Source organism: Morganella psychrotolerans (genome assembly GCF_001676155.1).
Taxonomy (GTDB): Bacteria; Pseudomonadota; Gammaproteobacteria; order Enterobacterales; family Enterobacteriaceae; genus Morganella; species Morganella psychrotolerans.
Genome location: NZ_LZEW01000001.1, coordinates 445,978 through 461,382, shown reverse-complemented (window position 1 = coordinate 461,382; position 15,405 = coordinate 445,978). Strand labels below are relative to the sequence as shown.

Genomic DNA, 15,405 nt, shown 5'->3' with positions numbered 1-15,405 from the left:
TGTCTGATTACTCCTCGTCCTTCGCTTCGGTGCGGTGACTGACTTTCACCTCGCGGACTTTATCTTCCAGCTCGGTAAATGACGGACGATCAGTGCTGAACAGTACTTTACGACCGAATTCGACAGCAATTTGCGGAGGATAACCCTGAAGTGAAGAGAGAAACGTCACCTTAATGCATTCCAGCATTTTTAATTGCTCGCCGCTGCGCAGACGGATAAGTGAGGCCAGCGGTAAAATAAAGCCGTAAGCCACAAGTATCCCGAGGAATGTTCCGACCATCGCGTGAGCAATCAGTGCGCCCAGCTCACCGGCAGGGCGATCGGCTGAGGCCAGAGCATTGACCACACCGAGAACCGCGGCAACAATACCGAATGCCGGCATGGAATCACCTACCATATTCAGACCGGATGCAGGGACTTCACTCTCCTGGCGGAACGTTTCCAGCTCTTCTTCCATCAACGCTTCAATTTCATGACTTTGCAGGTTACTGGTAATCATCAGGCGCAGATAATCAACAAGGAACATCAACGCAACGGGATCTTTCAGAACGCGGGGATACTGGGAAAAGATATCGCTCTCCTGCGGATTTTCGATATCTTTTTCCAGTGCCAAAAGCCCCTGCTGGCGGGATTTGTTCAGAAGCTGAAACAAAAGTGCCATCAGATCCATTGACATAGTTTTGTTGTAAGCCGAGCGCCGGAACAGGCGTGGCAGGACTTTACCCAGGGCAATAATGGATTTTCCGCTGTTACCAACGACAAACGCACCAAAACCGGCGCCTAAAATAATCAGAAACTCTGCGGGTTGGTAAAGTGCGCCCATATGACCGCCGACCATCAGATATCCGCCGATGACCGTGCCCGTAACAATGATGTATCCAATGAGTATTAACACGCTATTCCCTTTCACTCAGTTAGGTATCGGATGGCAGTCAAAGGGAGTTTTCAGGAAGGACAGGCAAACTATATTTGCCTGTTTACCAAATCAATCCAATCACATTACCGCTTTGGCAATGCCATCCTGTCGATATAGCGTAATATCGGCGGGATGAGCGGAAAGTTTACGTTTTTTTATTGCCCGTGACGGAGGCTGACACAGACTACAGGTAAAACTGTTTTCAGGGATGTGTGCATAGGTGATAAATGAGCCTTTGCACCCGAAGCAGACAGAGCATTGCAACATACCGCTGTCCACAAACCGGACCAGAGTCCATGCACGGGTCAGCGCCAGCAAAGGGTCCTCACCGGGCGCTGGCGGGCACTGCTCCAGGTAAAGCCGGTAAGCCTTTACTATCACGTCAACTCCGGTGCACTGGTCGCTGTTCATTAAAAACTGGTAAGCGTTATAAAACATGGAAGCATGAATATTTTGTTCCCAGGTCATAAACCAGTCTGTCGAAAACGGCAGCATGCCTTTCGGCGGCGGGCAACCCCGCAGCTCTTTGTATAACCGAATCAGTCGTCCCCGGCTGATTTGTGTTTCACTTTCCAACATCTGAAGACGGGCACCCAGAGTGATTAATTCCATCGCGAGACGGATATCCTGAGCCTCTTTGATGATACTTTTTTCAGCCATGATACTTATCTTTTTCTTGCATGTGAGTCAGAGTCACCCGCGCCATGTGTTTGTAACAGGCGGGTTGACAGTAAAATTCCGGTGTGAATTTGTTGTAGTTCATCCACGCGGGAATCGCGTGTGAGTCGTTCAATCGTTTCGCTGTTTTCAAATCTGAACTGACAGATTAGCTGGTTAGTTTCTGCTAATTTGACTAATTGATGGAGGGAAAGATTTGCTAATGTAGTTGCCATGGCGTCGCTTACACCCAACCGGAACATGGCAGTGGCTTTTTCCTGAGCGATAAGTTTTTGGGCAAGCAGTAAATATGAGAGATTAATGTCATAAATATGCTTCAGAAAATCAGTCGTCGGGTTCATTTTTTTTTCCTTTCCGAATATTAGCAGCATCAATGTAGCGCAGAAACAAACCCGGGGTTTGAGTGATGCCTGAGAACCTGTTTTAAGTAATATTGTAATTACCGGAGGAGTTCATTCCATTGTTTGACCTGTCAGTCCATATATGAATATCCGGCATGCGTGTGCAGTACACAAAAGTAAACTTAAATTAAATACATATCAGGAATACCTGTAAACAATAAAAGTACCGATGAAAATCAGTACTAGCTTATTTAATGTCTGGGTCAGCTTATATCATTTATGGGCGTGATTTATTATGCACCACAAAATTAACTATTCAAGCCACTGATGTTTGTTTTTAGCCCCCTGATATAAATAACCCATCATGCATTAGTACAATTTCACTATTTATTATATTTTGTCTCTTCATATCCCAAATAGCCACCATACTTATAACTCACATAAGTCAAATGTCAGTAATCTTCAGGTAAATCCGACTCTTTTTACGTGCGGCATGAGTTCAATACACCAATCACATTACAGAACAAAGAATATTGATCCACATCAAAATGTTTTATTCGGAAACCCGCCATTACAATAAATAATGCAGTAGCACTTGATTAAAATGGTGGTATAAACCACTTATTTTGCTTATTTCACATGATTAAAGCCACATTTTAGTATTTTTTTTGTCAGGATAATAGCCATGTCATGACAGAATGTAACAGTATGACTTCTGATCAGGATTGAGATCAATGTTAAGTGTTTTTTATCAAAAAATAGACAGCATCAATATCAATTCATTAATTTAACTTACGCTTGGTTCTGATTTTAATTTTCTCAGAGAATAATTTAATATTTAATATTTTTAATTATTGGCGGGGTTTTTATATTCGTTTCAATTACTGTTTTTTATAAAAAACAGCATTATTTATTTTTATACCTTCATTTATTTCTCGTTTAAAAGTGAATACGCTCACGTATATCTGTTCCGGCAATACTTTTATAAATCCGGTGCCCTCTTTGCGCCCCTTGCGCGCTATACCTGTCCGACTGTAAACAGTCCCTTTTTGTTATTTGTTACATCTGTGACCTGCCGGTATCGCAATCCCGGTATTTTCCTATTAGCAAAAGCGTTAATTAAATGTAGCATAAGGGTGTAAATTAGTAGAATTATGATTCCGTAGACTATAGTAACGAAACGTTACTATATACTTTTGTTTTTACAAATTAGACGAGTAAATCGGAATCGACGGGATAATGACTAACCATTCGCCGTATTAGTACACACATCAGACAGCTGTTTTTAACGGCTTATCTCCAAAATAATACACAGATCAAAATTAGCCTTTTTTCATTTTATTTTTTCTGTCTGAATAATATGAATAATTTCCATTATTTGAGCTCCGGATCACAATGCAGCGCAAATTTTCTGAAAAATTTCCAAATCTACAGCCTGTTTTTGTGATGAAAATCACGTATCTATAGTAAAAAAAAGTGCAATTTATCCACTTGTGCGAAGACGAGATCCCGTTGTCACTACTTCGCCGTTTATCCTCTGCATGAATTTTTTTTTAGTTCTTTATTCTTAATAAAAGAATAAAATCACATCCCTGTCCCGCTATTAATTATTGCCATGTTTCAATATTCTGTTGATACGCGAAATAAAGCTAACAACTTATCAGATAAGTAAATATCCGGATTTTAATTGGTGACAGCCGTAATGACCGCCACCAATCCCCTGCGAAAATATCAGACAGGTTGCTCTGATGAAATAATCCAGTTCACTGCACTGACACTTTTCTCCAGACTGACGCGGCAAACGATGCCTTCCACCTCTTTTTGCTCTGCCGGTGTAGCCTCAACTTCAGCACAGACCTCCAGTAATCCCTGTTGAATGTCCGCACTACTGAGTGATTTAAGACGGACATGTAACCCATTCAGAGCCTGTAAAATGACAGTACGGACTAAAATTTCATCTTTTTCATGACAGGTAACACGAATTTTATAGTTCTGCACCAGGTCTGTAGCCTGGCTTTTTGGCTGTGCATTAATTCTCAGAGCAGCCTCCCGCAACAAAATATTCGCGCATAAAATAACCAGCGTGGCTGTCGCGGCAATAGTGAACTCTCCTAATCCGCACAACACACCAATCCCTGCGGAACACCACAATGTCGCCGCCGTGTTTAATCCGCGGATATTCATACCTTCACGCATAATGACGCCGGCACCTAAAAACCCGATACCGGAGACAATTTGCGCCGCGATCCTGCCGGGGCTGTCCGGTGAGGCACTGACAGAGCTTAAAATAAAAACAGTGGCGCCAATTGCGACCAGAGCATTGGTCCGCAGCCCGGCCATGCGCTGACGCCACTGGCGTTCTGCACCAATTAATGCACCGAGTGCAAGTGCGGCAAGTAAATTCAGTAAATAAGGAATTGCAAACATAGTAACCTCCACCTGTATGACGTAATGACGTCAGGTGTTCAAACAGAAAAAGGGAAAATAACGGAAATTTCTGCTCAGTTACCGGGAGGAAAGAGTGTATGGAAAATAATGAACATGCTGCATACCTTTACCGGTGAGTCCCCCCTTTAAAGGAGATCACACGTGATTGTTGCAGTACATGATAACAATGCACCGCCGCCGGGGTTCCGGCAGGCAGTTTCAGAAGGGAACGCGGGCCGGATTACTACAATGTGTCGTCACTGCAACTGTCCAAATCCGGATCCTCTGCTTAAAATTAATGCACGGAGTATAGGTTGGCGGGTAAAGTAAGTAAAGTCAGATATCATTACCCGGCGTTACAAATACACCATCCCCCCCTTCTTTCTCGTTAAAAAACCAGATACCTCCGGGATATTCCGGCAATGAAACCAGATACATAATGCCTTCACTAAAAGGTTCAATCAGTAAGATCTTACCTTCACGCGGAACATCTGAGTCCGTTTTGACATACACAGTGTCATTTATCTGCATCATGTGCCCCTTTGTGCCCTGTTTCGGATAATGAAACAAAAAAACGGACGAAAAAAAAGCCCGCCACTTACATGGCAGGCTTGGAATTTGGTTTGGCTATATCTTACAGCGGAGTTACGTTAGCTGCAGCCGGGCCTTTAGCACCATTCTCGATGGTGAATTCTACTGCTTGGCCTTCGCCCAGGGTTTTGAAACCTGCGCCCTGAATGGCAGAGAAGTGTACGAAAACATCTTTGCTACCATCAGCCGGAGTGATGAAACCAAAGCCTTTAGATTCGTTAAACCACTTAACTTGACCTTTCATTTTGTCAGACATGTGTCTTTCCTATATATATAATAAATGCATTGCCATATTGGCAGGTACTGGCCGGAAGCAAAAACTAAATGGAGGCACACAGCAGATGAAACGGTCAAAGGCTATCCAGGATAACACTCAACTACACGCTCAAACTCAGTTGTCATACATAAAGCTGCTCTTTTTATCGGGCCGCAAACATTAACTCATGGCAGACACTGAATAGCAACTGATTTATCGGGACAATTTCTGTAAAAAGTGAATAAGCTCATATTTATCTGTTTTCATTCTGATTATTTTTTGCAATTTCAGTCAATTAAGTGCTGTGTATCACATTTTTTACGGGGTTAGGATTATTCTTATTTGACCCGCAATCATAACACTTCGCCAGGACAAATAAGATAACTGATCTACTCTGCCGGAACAGGGTTATGTTAATATAATGTATCATAAAAGTATCTTCAGAGGCCACTATATGGATATCGTCAAATCGCTTATTACCAGCGCGCTTGATACGATTAATCAGCGCGAAAAACGGGACGGAAAACCCCGTTTTAACAGCCATTTTCTGCGCACATACCCTTTTTTGTGCCTGGCAATGGTAGTGTCCTATCTCTTTTTGGGTGTTCTTATTTATTACGCGCCATACTTCGGATTTTATTGGCTGCTTGGTTTCAGTGCCCTGTTTCTGGTCATGGCCGCAGTGCTGCTCTTTGAAATCAAGCCTGTCTATCACTTCGCGGACATCGGCGTTCTGGATTTACGCGTGTGCTATAACGGCGAATGGTTTGTCAGTGAGATTGTCCCGCCGGAGACGATTAATGCCTTACTGTCACATCCACAGGTTAGTGACAGCCTTAAACAAGACATCCGCCGCACTAACGAAACAAAAAACGATCTTTCTTTTTATGATCTGTTCCTTATTGCCTATCCGGAGAAACACCCGGAAAAACAAGCCTCTCACTGGATGAAAGGTGCGGCTTAACCCGCTGTTTATGCGACTTTTTTGTTCATAGCGTTCACTTGATGAGCAAACAGTGCAAATTTGATTTTTCCCCATTGACACAACGCAGGCGCCCCGCTAATATGCGCCTCGTTCCCAAGGGAACAACGCTTCCTCCATAGTTCAGTTGGTAGAACGCCGGACTGTTAATCCGTATGTCGCTGGTTCAAGTCCAGCTGGAGGAGCCACATTTAAAAGCCCGCTCAATGAGCGGGCTTTTTGCATTCTGCCACTGGCATCATCCGGATTAATAACACCCGTTTTCTCTCTTTTTTTACCTGATATACGCTGAATAATCCCGGATGCCTGCAGGCGACAAGCGAAATTACATTAAATCGCTCACCCCTTGACCACTCAGACATTTTTTTGCATTTTGTCCTTTACAACCCGGCATCACCCCGCTATGATTCACCCCGTTCTCACAGAGAACTCGCTTCCTCCATAGTTCAGTCGGTAGAACGGCGGACTGTTAATCCGTATGTCGCTGGTTCAAGTCCAGCTGGAGGAGCCACATTTAAGAAGCCTGCTCAATGAGCAGGTTTTTTTTTCGTCTGTTATATTCCTCCTTCTGTCACCACAAAATCATCCCTGAAAAATACAGAAATGCCCCCTTCATCAGTGTTAACACCGTGATTTTGATGATTATTCCACCGCTATGCTCAGAAGTCCGGCAAACAGAACATCTTCTGTGATTTTCGCTTTGACAATCCTCCCGGTCCGCATTATTATCCACCCCGTTCTCACAGAGAACACGCTTCCTCCATAGTTCAGTTGGTAGAACGCCGGACTGTTAATCCGTATGTCGCTGGTTCAAGTCCAGCTGGAGGAGCCACATTTTAAAAGCCCGCTCAATGAGCGGGCTTTTTGCTTTACGGTCTGCGGGCAAAATTCAGTTTCAGTGTCTGCCAGTGCTGTAAATCCACATCCGTAAACGGGCGGATCTGGCAATAGGTCATAACCAGTAATGAACTGGTCAAATCATATGCGGCAACATACTGATAAAGATGCATTCCCTGCTGCTCCGGCTCACAATAAAATTCAGTACCGGCTATCTGTTCAACAGTATGAAACGACATAAACTCTGTCAGCCCGTGAAGTGTCATATTCTGCTGTAACAGCGTGATTTGTGCGGTGAGATACTCTGCGGCGGTTTGCTCCTGCGCAAGGCGGTCACGGGTGAGTGTCAGTGTGGCATCCAGAGACGGAAACTTCAGAATATGAACACTGCTGTCCAGATAATCTGAAACCGGCAGGGTAACCGCGCCTTCCTGGCAATGGTAATTCATAGTAACTCCTTGTTTTTAATGTAATGACGGGATATTACGCTGTCGCTGTTCCGTTCCCGTCAGGTCAATGTCACATCATTGTCCTGTATTAATTTACCCTGCGTTCCTGTCCGGATCTATTAGTAAATCCCTTATTTTTCACACTATAAATGTATGATGTGAACCATCCGGCAGTTCAATATCAATATTCAGTTTACCGCCTATCGCATCAACATAGCGTCTGAGTGTCGATAATTTCAGGTCACGCCCCGGTTTTTCCATTCCGGCAACCGTTGGTTGCTTGATTCCCAGCGCCTGTGCCATTTCCACCTGGGTTTTTTGTACCCGCTCCCGCAACTGCGCAAGGTGGATATTAAGCAATATCTCTGTTGCCATCGCTTTTGCATCAGCGACCACTTCAGGTGTTTCATCTGCAAGCAGTTGCTCCAGTGATTTCCCCATCTTTACCTCCTGTTCTTTAGTGCATTCAGCCAGTCAGTGAACTCCCGATCTGCCTGCGCAATCATCTGTGCATAGAATCGTTTTTCATTTCCGGTTTTATTACCGGCACACAATAAAACGCCACGGCGTCCGGGATCAAATGCATAAAATGCCCGTATCGGTTCACCCCTGCTTTGGATCCGCAACTCTTTCATATTCATGTACAGTGAACCTTTAATGGTGTCACTGTAGGGGCGCGATAATCCCGGCCCCTGAACCTGTAATACAAGCATCGCCGCCAGTACAGCAGCACGATCTGATTTATGTTGCACGGCAAGCCACGCAGTAAACGTATCCGTCGTCACAATCGTCCACACAGTGCATCCTCACTAATATAGATTATAAGCTATATCGCTGTAAAGCAATATAGGTGTAAAGCAATAGTGAGGATCTTATAACAGCCGCAGCCAGACTATACGGAGGAACAGTAACAAACAGAATCTGCATTCAGATAAGACAGGCGGTTTTCAGTAACAGCTAAACCAATTCAGGGCGTGTAACGCAAAAATCAAATTAACATATACCCAACGTCATTCAGGATACAGGCAGGCTCCCTGTGCCAACGAACCTGCAGTTTGAATGAATAAGAGGATAGTATTTACCTGCATTTCGTTCTATTATCCTTCTCCGGCTTATGGCATCCGCCATCAGGTTATCCTTATACTTATTTCGGAGCCGGTTCAATGACTCATCCAATATCTTCCCTGAAAATCCGCCGCCCTGACGACTGGCATATTCATTTCCGTGATGGCGCGATGCTCAATACTGTTGTGCCTTATACCAGTGAGTTTTTCGGCCGTGCCATTGTGATGCCGAATCTGGCTCCGCCGGTAACCACCGTGGATGCCGCCATAGCGTACCGTGAGCGCATTCTGGCCGCTGTACCGGATGGACACCATTTTACCCCGCTGATGACCTGTTACCTGACAGATGGTGCAAATACCGCAGAAATTGAACGTGGCTTTAGTGAAGGGGTATTTACCGCCTGTAAGCTTTATCCGGCAAATGCGACCACCAACTCTGCGCACGGTGTCTCTGATGTCAGAAATATTTATCCGGTGCTGGAGATGATGTCGCGCACCGGTATGCCGCTGCTGGTTCACGGCGAAGTGACACAGGCAGATATTGATATTTTTGATCGCGAAGCGCGTTTTATTGAGCAGGTGATGATCCCGCTGCGCCGTGATTTTCCGGCACTGAAAGTAGTTTTTGAGCACATTACCACCAAAGAGGCTGCGCAGTATGTCCTTGACGCTGATGATAATGTTGCCGCAACACTGACCCCGCAGCATCTGATATTTAACCGCAACCATATGCTGGTTGGCGGAATTCATCCGCACCTGTATTGTCTGCCGGTGCTCAAACGTAATATTCATCAGGAAGCACTGCGTCAGGCGGTGGCAAGCGGCTCTCCGCGTTTCTTCTTCGGAACAGATAGCGCACCGCACGTACGCCACCGGAAAGAATCATCCTGCGGCTGTGCCGGTGTTTTTAATGCACCAAACGCCCTCGCGGCTTATGCTACTGTCTTTGAAGAGCTGGGTGCACTGGCACATTTTGAAGCCTTCTGTTCACTCAACGGACCTGCATTTTACGGCTTACCGGTAAATGACGGGTTTATTGAATTAACGCGGGAAGAAACAATAGTTCCTGAAACTATCGGTGAAGCAGAAGAGGCGCTGGTGCCTTTCCTGGCAGGCACTGATGCCCGCTGGCGTGTTAATGTTTGTAAGTAAGCCTATTTACTTAGTATAAGTACCTGACTCTTTGGTGCAATAAGGTGAAAAATGCGTTATTGCACCACAATTATATAAAAAAAAAGGTGAACTTGCTGTTTTCTGCACAATTACAGTCCCTCCCCCTCTGTTTACTTTATTAAAAAGCCCTATACTGGTAAAGCTCGTTGTTAACGGGACGTTAGCTCTTAGTCACAGATATTATCATCTTGCATTATGATTAGGAGGTACCAATGGACGATAAGAAAGCGGTCATTCAAACCCACCCCGTGATCGGATGGGATATCAGTACTGTCGACAGTTATGATGCAATGATGTTGCGCCTGCATTATATCAGGGATCAATCCCAGGCCCCTGAACATGCGGAAACCGATAAAACGATGTGGCTGACAACCGATGTTGCCCGCCAGTTGATTTCTATCCTTCAGGCCGGAATTGATAAAATAGAATCCGGCGAATATTGCAACCGTTCTGATAATATTAAGCACTGACACAGCAAAATGATCTAAGAGGGACACCAACAGGGTGTCCTTTGTTTTTTGTGCTGTTTTTCTGCCACAAAAAAGACCACCCGAAGGTGGTCAGAGGTATTGTGTCACTATTTATTATATGTTGGGTTGAGGCAGATAATATTTATCAGGCAGCAGAAATCCGTTCCACTTTTGCCGGTAATCCCTGGCGGACGGAAGCACCCGTTACCCAGTCAAGCCAGGTATTGCTGACTTGTCTTGTCGGATCCGCAAAGCCCAGATCGTTGATGTTGATCCCCGAAGCAATACGTTTGTCCATCGCCATCTCTTCACCATCCAGATAGTGCTGACGCGCGCCCATCTCATGATGTCCGTAACCGTGTTCAATCGCGACCACGCCAGGCATAACACCGGTCAGCAAACTGACCTGTGCCTGCGCGCTGCCGCCCGGAGTGGTAATGCGCACCCAGTCACCGTGCTGTACGCCGAATTTCTCGCCGTCTGCCGGGTTCAGTGCCACCATATTGCACGGTTTCACATGGTGCAGACGTTCGATCATCGTGGTCGAACTGCTCATCACATGAGATTTAAACGACATCAGCTTCAGCGGCCAGGCATCAACCGGATACACTTTATTGATATCGCTGCCGTCTGATAAACGCGGCGGATAGTAAGTCGGGCAGCCGCTGAACCGTTCACCGGTGATTGCGTGACGATTTTGTGCCACTTCCGCATTCCAGATTTGCAGCGGTTGCTTCCACTGCGGCCCGGTTTTTTCGCCATCCCAGCTTTTTTCATACGGTGCAAAACGTCCGCCGCGACTGTAGAGATACGCAACACGGCTGATTTCATCCGCTTTCAGTGTGCGCTGCATAGCGGGTACAATGCGATCGACACCCGAGAGCTTAATATCAGCCTCTTTAGCTTCCGGTCCCGGTTTCTCACCCATGAATGCTGTATTGGCTGCCACGCGCAGATAATAATCTTCAGCCGTATTCAGCGGATAAGTATTACCGTCATTATCTGCAATCGCATTATCACCAAATCCCGGTAAATTCAGGGCTTTCGCGACTGAGATACAGAAAGATTCCATTGAGACTGGCTGCCCGTCTGCGGTTTTTGCCACGCGAGGTTCAACAATCGGCCAACGCGCAGTGGTCGCTTTGGTCTGAACACCAGACCACGGCGCACTGAATCCCCAGCTCTCAAAGTTATGCGTATCCGGCACAATGTAATCCGCCAGCGCGGTGGTTTCATTCATAAAGGCATCAATGCCGATGATCAGCGGCAGATGTGCCGGGTCTTTCAGTTTATCTTCCATAACCTGACGAATACCCGCGATCCCATAAAGCGGATTGGTCATATTGGTTATCCAGGCTTTCAGTTTATGCGGATACCCTTCCAGTGCTGAGCCGAGCTGCTCTGTTAACTGACCGGCTGCCAGCGGATACCACGGCGCTTTTGCCGGATACGGGTTCTGACCTGCTGCCACTTTGTTTTTGTATTCATCTGATTTTTCGTAGACTGATTTACTGCGCGCCAGGTTCATGCCTTTCGGCTTCACTTTGCCCGGGAAGCTGTCCATTTTGTAGCACGGACCGTCATTGGCACCATTAAATTTGCCGCCGCCGACAGACACGCCGCCTTTCAGATTCATGTTGCCGATCAACGCATTGAGCATGATCACCGCCCAGGCATTATAGAATCCGTTACCGGACATCATACCGCCGTGTGAAATCACTGCGGCTTTGCGCCCGTAAGATGTCAGCGCTTTTGCAAGCCCGGCAATAGTCTCTTCCGGCACGCCGCAGCGGGCAGTGTATTCTGCCAGGGTGAAACGCTGAGCGGCTTCTTTCAGCAGCAGGAAACTACTTTTTACAGTAACCGTTGTGCCGTCTGCCAGTGTTACCGGCTGACTGACATCAAGTACCGCGCGGTCGCACTCTGCTGCCGGAACCAACACATTCAGATCATTAAGAACCAGATACACCGGCTCTTCTGACGCCACGCCATTCAGGGCTTCCGCGGTCAGATGCTGTCCGGCAAGCGGATGTTTATCATCGGTGATAACCAGGTGCGTGGCATTGGTCCAGCTGCTTTCACCGACCCGCTTCATCGCGGCTTCGCCCGGTACAGACAAATACTCCGCATTGTGAAGATTATTTTCAATCATCACGCGGATCATTCCCATGACCAGTGCGGAATCCGTGCCCGGCTCAATCGGGATCCAGTGTCCGTGGTCGTTTGCCAGCGTTGTGGTCAGCGGCAGCGCCGGTGACACAACGGCATAATTAAAGCTGTCACGGATACGGGCATTCGCCAGTTGGCGGCCCTGGCGCTTGAACGGGTTGCCTGACTGTGCCGGTGATGTGCCGAGGAAAAGGGCAAATTTGACATAATCCCAGTCCGGTTTAACGTGGGCATTTTTATCAAGATCATTCATCAGTGCGCCGGAACCGGCACGATATGCCAGCCCGCAGTAAGAGCCGTGCGCCCCGAAGTTTTTACTGCCGAATGCATTCTGGGCAAACCGGCGGATAAAGGTATCGCGCCCGTCATCCCCGGCATTGGTCACCAGCAGCTGATTTGCCACCGGACCAAGCGCAGGCTGCGCCGGGTCAATCAAAGTATCAAGGTCGCGGATCGCCCGTAAGCCATCCACATGCCCTTCACCAAACAGATCGCCGCCTTCAATGACTTCCTGCATCAGTTGTTCATAACTGATGCGCTGCCATTTCCCTTCGCCGCGCTTACCAACACGCTTCATCGGCTCCAGGATACGCAACGGGCTGTCCAGCCCTTCCATCAGGGTTGCACCACGGGCACAGGCAGTAGAGCGTCCTTCCAGCCCGCTTTCGCCGCCCATATTTTTCAGGGCATCTGCCAGCGGGGTGTTATACGCAATATGATGATCATGCGACAGCGGATGATACGGGTTTCCGGCAATGCGGATAACCTGATTGGTTTCGCGGTCAACACGGGCGCGGATCCCGCACTGGGTCCAGCAGCCGAAACACTGCGTCATGGATACTGCCTGAGTTTTATCCGCCTGCCAGCCCTTTAAGGCATTCCCTTCCGGGATCAGTGAATTACCATTGATACGGTGGAGTGTCACTTTACCGGATGTACCGTTCATCAGCCCGTCGATGGCGCGTTTTGCCACATCACGGTAACTGATCCCGAAAGCCACCAGCCCGCCGACCGCCAAACCTGCTTTTAACCACTGACGTCTTGTTGACTTAGCCATGCTGTACACCCCCGTCCTGCGTAATATTTTGTTTATTCTGTACTTTATTATTTACCCAGCGAATACCTTCACGGAATATAATCACCAGGGCTATCCACAAGCCGACAGTGCCGATAATCGCCTGGATACCGTCAGTGCCCATCGGCAGGCTGTACGGGTTATGCATAACATTGTATTTCGGTAAGGTCTGCACACTCATCAGCAGCATCCAGCGCAGCGACCAGGTGAGTAACAGGGTCAGTACCGCATGGACGGTGATATAAGCCACTGAACGGCGACCGGTCAGAAGACGCACAGCCAGTACCATCAGGGCAATCCACAGCACGACTTCGCCCATTGCCATTGTCCATCCGGTGCTGCCGAAACTCAGTTGTGCGCGGATAGCGGCTCCGGAAAGCGTGTCTCCCGCAATCCAGAAGCCCATACTCACTGCCAGCAGCAGCAATGACACTATCTGTAAGCGGGCAAGCTGTGCCTGATACTGCGGTTCGCGGCGCGCACCCAGCATCATAAGCGCCGGTAATGCCTGTAATGCACTGAAAAACAACAGTACCGGTATCCAATAACTGAACCAGATCGGATGAGCGCGGACAACAGACACCTCGCGTCCGGTGTATAACAGCAGCCCGATTGCAAATGCCGCGCTGCCGAGTGCCACCCAGCGGGTCAGTTTAAATTGTTTACCCCATATTTTATCCGCCACCAGCGCCAGAAAATACAAACCGATACAGCCGGTGAATGCAGGCAGGAATACCGCCCCCCAAGGCATCCACGACCACGGTGTCGGATACGCATAAAAATGCCAGACGCGGGCAGTCTGATGCAGATCAGCCGTCAGTGCCAACGGTGCGGCAATACCTAGTGTGATACTGATAAAAACGGCCAGCATCTCAAGGCGGGCATCACGTTTATCACCACGCCAGCGCTGCCAGCAGGCATAAAGCGCGGCGCAGGCGGCAATCCCTATCATAAAGAAGTATTGCACTGCCCACGGCAGCCAGGTGATTTCCTGCGGGCGGGCCAGCACTTCCTGAATTAACATTGTCTGTTCAATCATCAGTGGATCTCCTGCCATAATGCGGGCTGACCGCGATTTTCCAGCGGTTGGACAAAGGCATCATCCAGCCCCAGATAAAACACCTGCGGTAATGTGCCGCTTTCCGGTTTCAGAACTTTGATTGCGGCTTCGTGTTCATGCAGCATTTTGCTTATTGTGCTGGACGGATCTTTTAAATCGCCGATGATACGCGCACCGCCGACACAGGATTCCACACAGGCCGGTAACAACCCGGCTTCCAGACGGTGGGTACAGAACGTGCACTTATCCGCCGTTTGTGTACTGTGGTTAATAAAGCGGGCATCGTACGGACAGGCCTGCACACAGTATGCGCAGCCCACGCAGCGGGTGTTATCCACCACCACAATTCCGTCTTCACGCTGGAACGTCGCCTGCACCGGACACACCGGCACACATGGCGGATTATCACAGTGATTGCACAGGCGCGGCAGCAGGACGTTAGTTGTTGCGGCATCCTCATTGCGGATCTGGATCTGATACTGACTGACGGATGTGCGGAATTGCCCCTGCGGGCTCTGATTTTCTACGGAACAACTGACGGTACATGACTGACAGCCGACACAGCGGCGTAAATCAATCAGCATTGCGTAACGTTTTGACGGGTCACCTTCACGACGGGTCGGTGAAAAATGCATACCGGCTTCCGCCAGCGGAACCAGTGAAGCCCCGGCGGTCAGGACTCCCAGATTTTGCAGAAATTTTCGTTTGCCAAGATCCATACTGCTCTCCAGTGTCTTTCAAACTTCATTGCGCTTAATGTTCAAACTCAGCCAAAAAGGAATAAACGTGTGCTGAGTAAAGGGATATGTCATTATGTTGATTGTAAAAATTGCCGGGGAAACACCCTATTGTGGTTAACCACATAACCGGTGATACCTTGATCTGAAACAACAGATTTATCTTAAGATAATGACTCA

At 47.7% G+C, this 15,405-nt stretch carries 15 protein-coding genes and 3 tRNA genes; 6 read left to right on the top strand and 12 right to left on the bottom strand.

Annotated features, from left to right (window positions below):
- Positions 1-7: 7 nt before the first annotated feature.
- From motA to cspE, 6 genes are all read right to left on the bottom strand, one after another.
- A complete protein-coding gene (gene motA / locus AYY16_RS02220) occupies positions 8-895 on the bottom strand; it encodes a flagellar motor stator protein MotA (protein ID WP_067361452.1) in 888 nt (295 codons plus the stop codon).
- A 99-nt stretch (positions 896-994) separates the two neighbouring features.
- The gene (flhC, locus tag AYY16_RS02215; RefSeq protein WP_067361449.1) at positions 995-1,576 is read right to left on the bottom strand and encodes a flagellar transcriptional regulator FlhC; all 582 of its coding nucleotides are present in this window, start codon (positions 1,574-1,576) and stop codon (positions 995-997) included.
- 5 nt (positions 1,577-1,581) lie between these two features.
- Positions 1,582-1,935, bottom strand: a complete 354-nt coding sequence (gene flhD / locus AYY16_RS02210; protein WP_067361446.1) for a flagellar transcriptional regulator FlhD — start codon at positions 1,933-1,935, stop codon at positions 1,582-1,584.
- A gap of 1,731 nt (positions 1,936-3,666) precedes the next feature.
- On the bottom strand, positions 3,667-4,362 hold the full coding sequence (locus tag AYY16_RS02205) for an MgtC family protein (RefSeq protein ID WP_067361441.1): 696 nt from the start codon (positions 4,360-4,362) through the stop codon (positions 3,667-3,669).
- A 336-nt stretch (positions 4,363-4,698) separates the two neighbouring features.
- On the bottom strand, positions 4,699-4,893 hold the full coding sequence (dsrB, locus tag AYY16_RS02200) for a protein DsrB (protein ID WP_067361440.1): 195 nt from the start codon (positions 4,891-4,893) through the stop codon (positions 4,699-4,701).
- 103 nt (positions 4,894-4,996) lie between these two features.
- Positions 4,997-5,209 carry a transcription antiterminator/RNA stability regulator CspE gene (gene cspE, locus AYY16_RS02195; RefSeq protein ID WP_067361438.1) on the bottom strand — a complete coding sequence of 71 codons (213 nt, stop codon included), beginning with the start codon at positions 5,207-5,209 and terminating at the stop codon, positions 4,997-4,999.
- A gap of 454 nt (positions 5,210-5,663) precedes the next feature.
- Here cspE and AYY16_RS02190 point away from each other — a divergent pair, with 454 nt between their 5' ends.
- The 4 genes from AYY16_RS02190 (at position 5,664) to AYY16_RS02175 (ending at position 7,023) form a co-directional block, all read left to right on the top strand.
- A complete protein-coding gene (locus AYY16_RS02190) occupies positions 5,664-6,173 on the top strand; it encodes a YlaC family protein (protein ID WP_067364561.1) in 510 nt (169 codons plus the stop codon).
- 130 nt (positions 6,174-6,303) lie between these two features.
- A tRNA-Asn gene (locus AYY16_RS02185) sits at positions 6,304-6,379 on the top strand.
- 247 nt (positions 6,380-6,626) lie between these two features.
- A tRNA-Asn gene (locus AYY16_RS02180) sits at positions 6,627-6,702 on the top strand.
- 245 nt (positions 6,703-6,947) lie between these two features.
- Positions 6,948-7,023, top strand: a tRNA-Asn gene (locus AYY16_RS02175).
- A gap of 37 nt (positions 7,024-7,060) precedes the next feature.
- Here the strand turns inward: AYY16_RS02175 and AYY16_RS02170 are convergent.
- The 3 genes from AYY16_RS02170 to AYY16_RS02160 all read right to left on the bottom strand — a co-directional run bounded on the left by AYY16_RS02170 (position 7,061) and on the right by AYY16_RS02160 (position 8,274).
- Positions 7,061-7,477, bottom strand: coding sequence for a DcrB-related protein (locus AYY16_RS02170; protein ID WP_067361435.1), 417 nt, complete (start codon positions 7,475-7,477; stop codon positions 7,061-7,063).
- 138 nt (positions 7,478-7,615) lie between these two features.
- Positions 7,616-7,918 carry a helix-turn-helix domain-containing protein gene (locus tag AYY16_RS02165; RefSeq protein WP_067361432.1) on the bottom strand — a complete coding sequence of 101 codons (303 nt, stop codon included), beginning with the start codon at positions 7,916-7,918 and terminating at the stop codon, positions 7,616-7,618.
- 2 nt (positions 7,919-7,920) lie between these two features.
- Positions 7,921-8,274: a type II toxin-antitoxin system RelE/ParE family toxin gene (locus tag AYY16_RS02160; RefSeq protein WP_067361429.1), complete on the bottom strand. Its 354-nt coding sequence runs from the start codon at positions 8,272-8,274 to the stop codon at positions 7,921-7,923.
- Positions 8,275-8,640: 366 nt separating this feature from the next.
- Between AYY16_RS02160 and pyrC the strand changes: the two genes are divergently transcribed.
- The gene (gene pyrC / locus AYY16_RS02155; protein WP_067361425.1) at positions 8,641-9,693 is read left to right on the top strand and encodes a dihydroorotase; all 1,053 of its coding nucleotides are present in this window, start codon (positions 8,641-8,643) and stop codon (positions 9,691-9,693) included.
- Between the two features lie 233 nt (positions 9,694-9,926).
- The gene (gene bssS / locus AYY16_RS02150) at positions 9,927-10,184 is read left to right on the top strand and encodes a biofilm formation regulator BssS (protein ID WP_067361422.1); all 258 of its coding nucleotides are present in this window, start codon (positions 9,927-9,929) and stop codon (positions 10,182-10,184) included.
- Positions 10,185-10,329: 145 nt separating this feature from the next.
- On the opposite strand, the gene ttrA is transcribed toward bssS, so the two are convergent.
- Genes ttrA through ttrB form a run of 3 tightly spaced genes read right to left on the bottom strand, consistent with a single transcriptional unit; the run spans position 10,330 to position 15,207 of the window.
- Positions 10,330-13,410 carry a tetrathionate reductase subunit TtrA gene (gene ttrA, locus AYY16_RS02145; protein ID WP_067361416.1) on the bottom strand — a complete coding sequence of 1,027 codons (3,081 nt, stop codon included), beginning with the start codon at positions 13,408-13,410 and terminating at the stop codon, positions 10,330-10,332.
- The gene (ttrC, locus tag AYY16_RS02140) at positions 13,403-14,467 is read right to left on the bottom strand and encodes a tetrathionate reductase subunit TtrC (RefSeq protein ID WP_067361414.1); all 1,065 of its coding nucleotides are present in this window, start codon (positions 14,465-14,467) and stop codon (positions 13,403-13,405) included. Before ttrC ends, ttrA begins: the two co-directional genes overlap by 8 nt.
- Positions 14,467-15,207, bottom strand: a complete 741-nt coding sequence (gene ttrB, locus AYY16_RS02135; RefSeq protein WP_067361411.1) for a tetrathionate reductase subunit TtrB — start codon at positions 15,205-15,207, stop codon at positions 14,467-14,469. The genes ttrC and ttrB overlap by 1 nt, the downstream gene beginning before the upstream one ends.
- Positions 15,208-15,405: the final 198 nt, after the last annotated feature.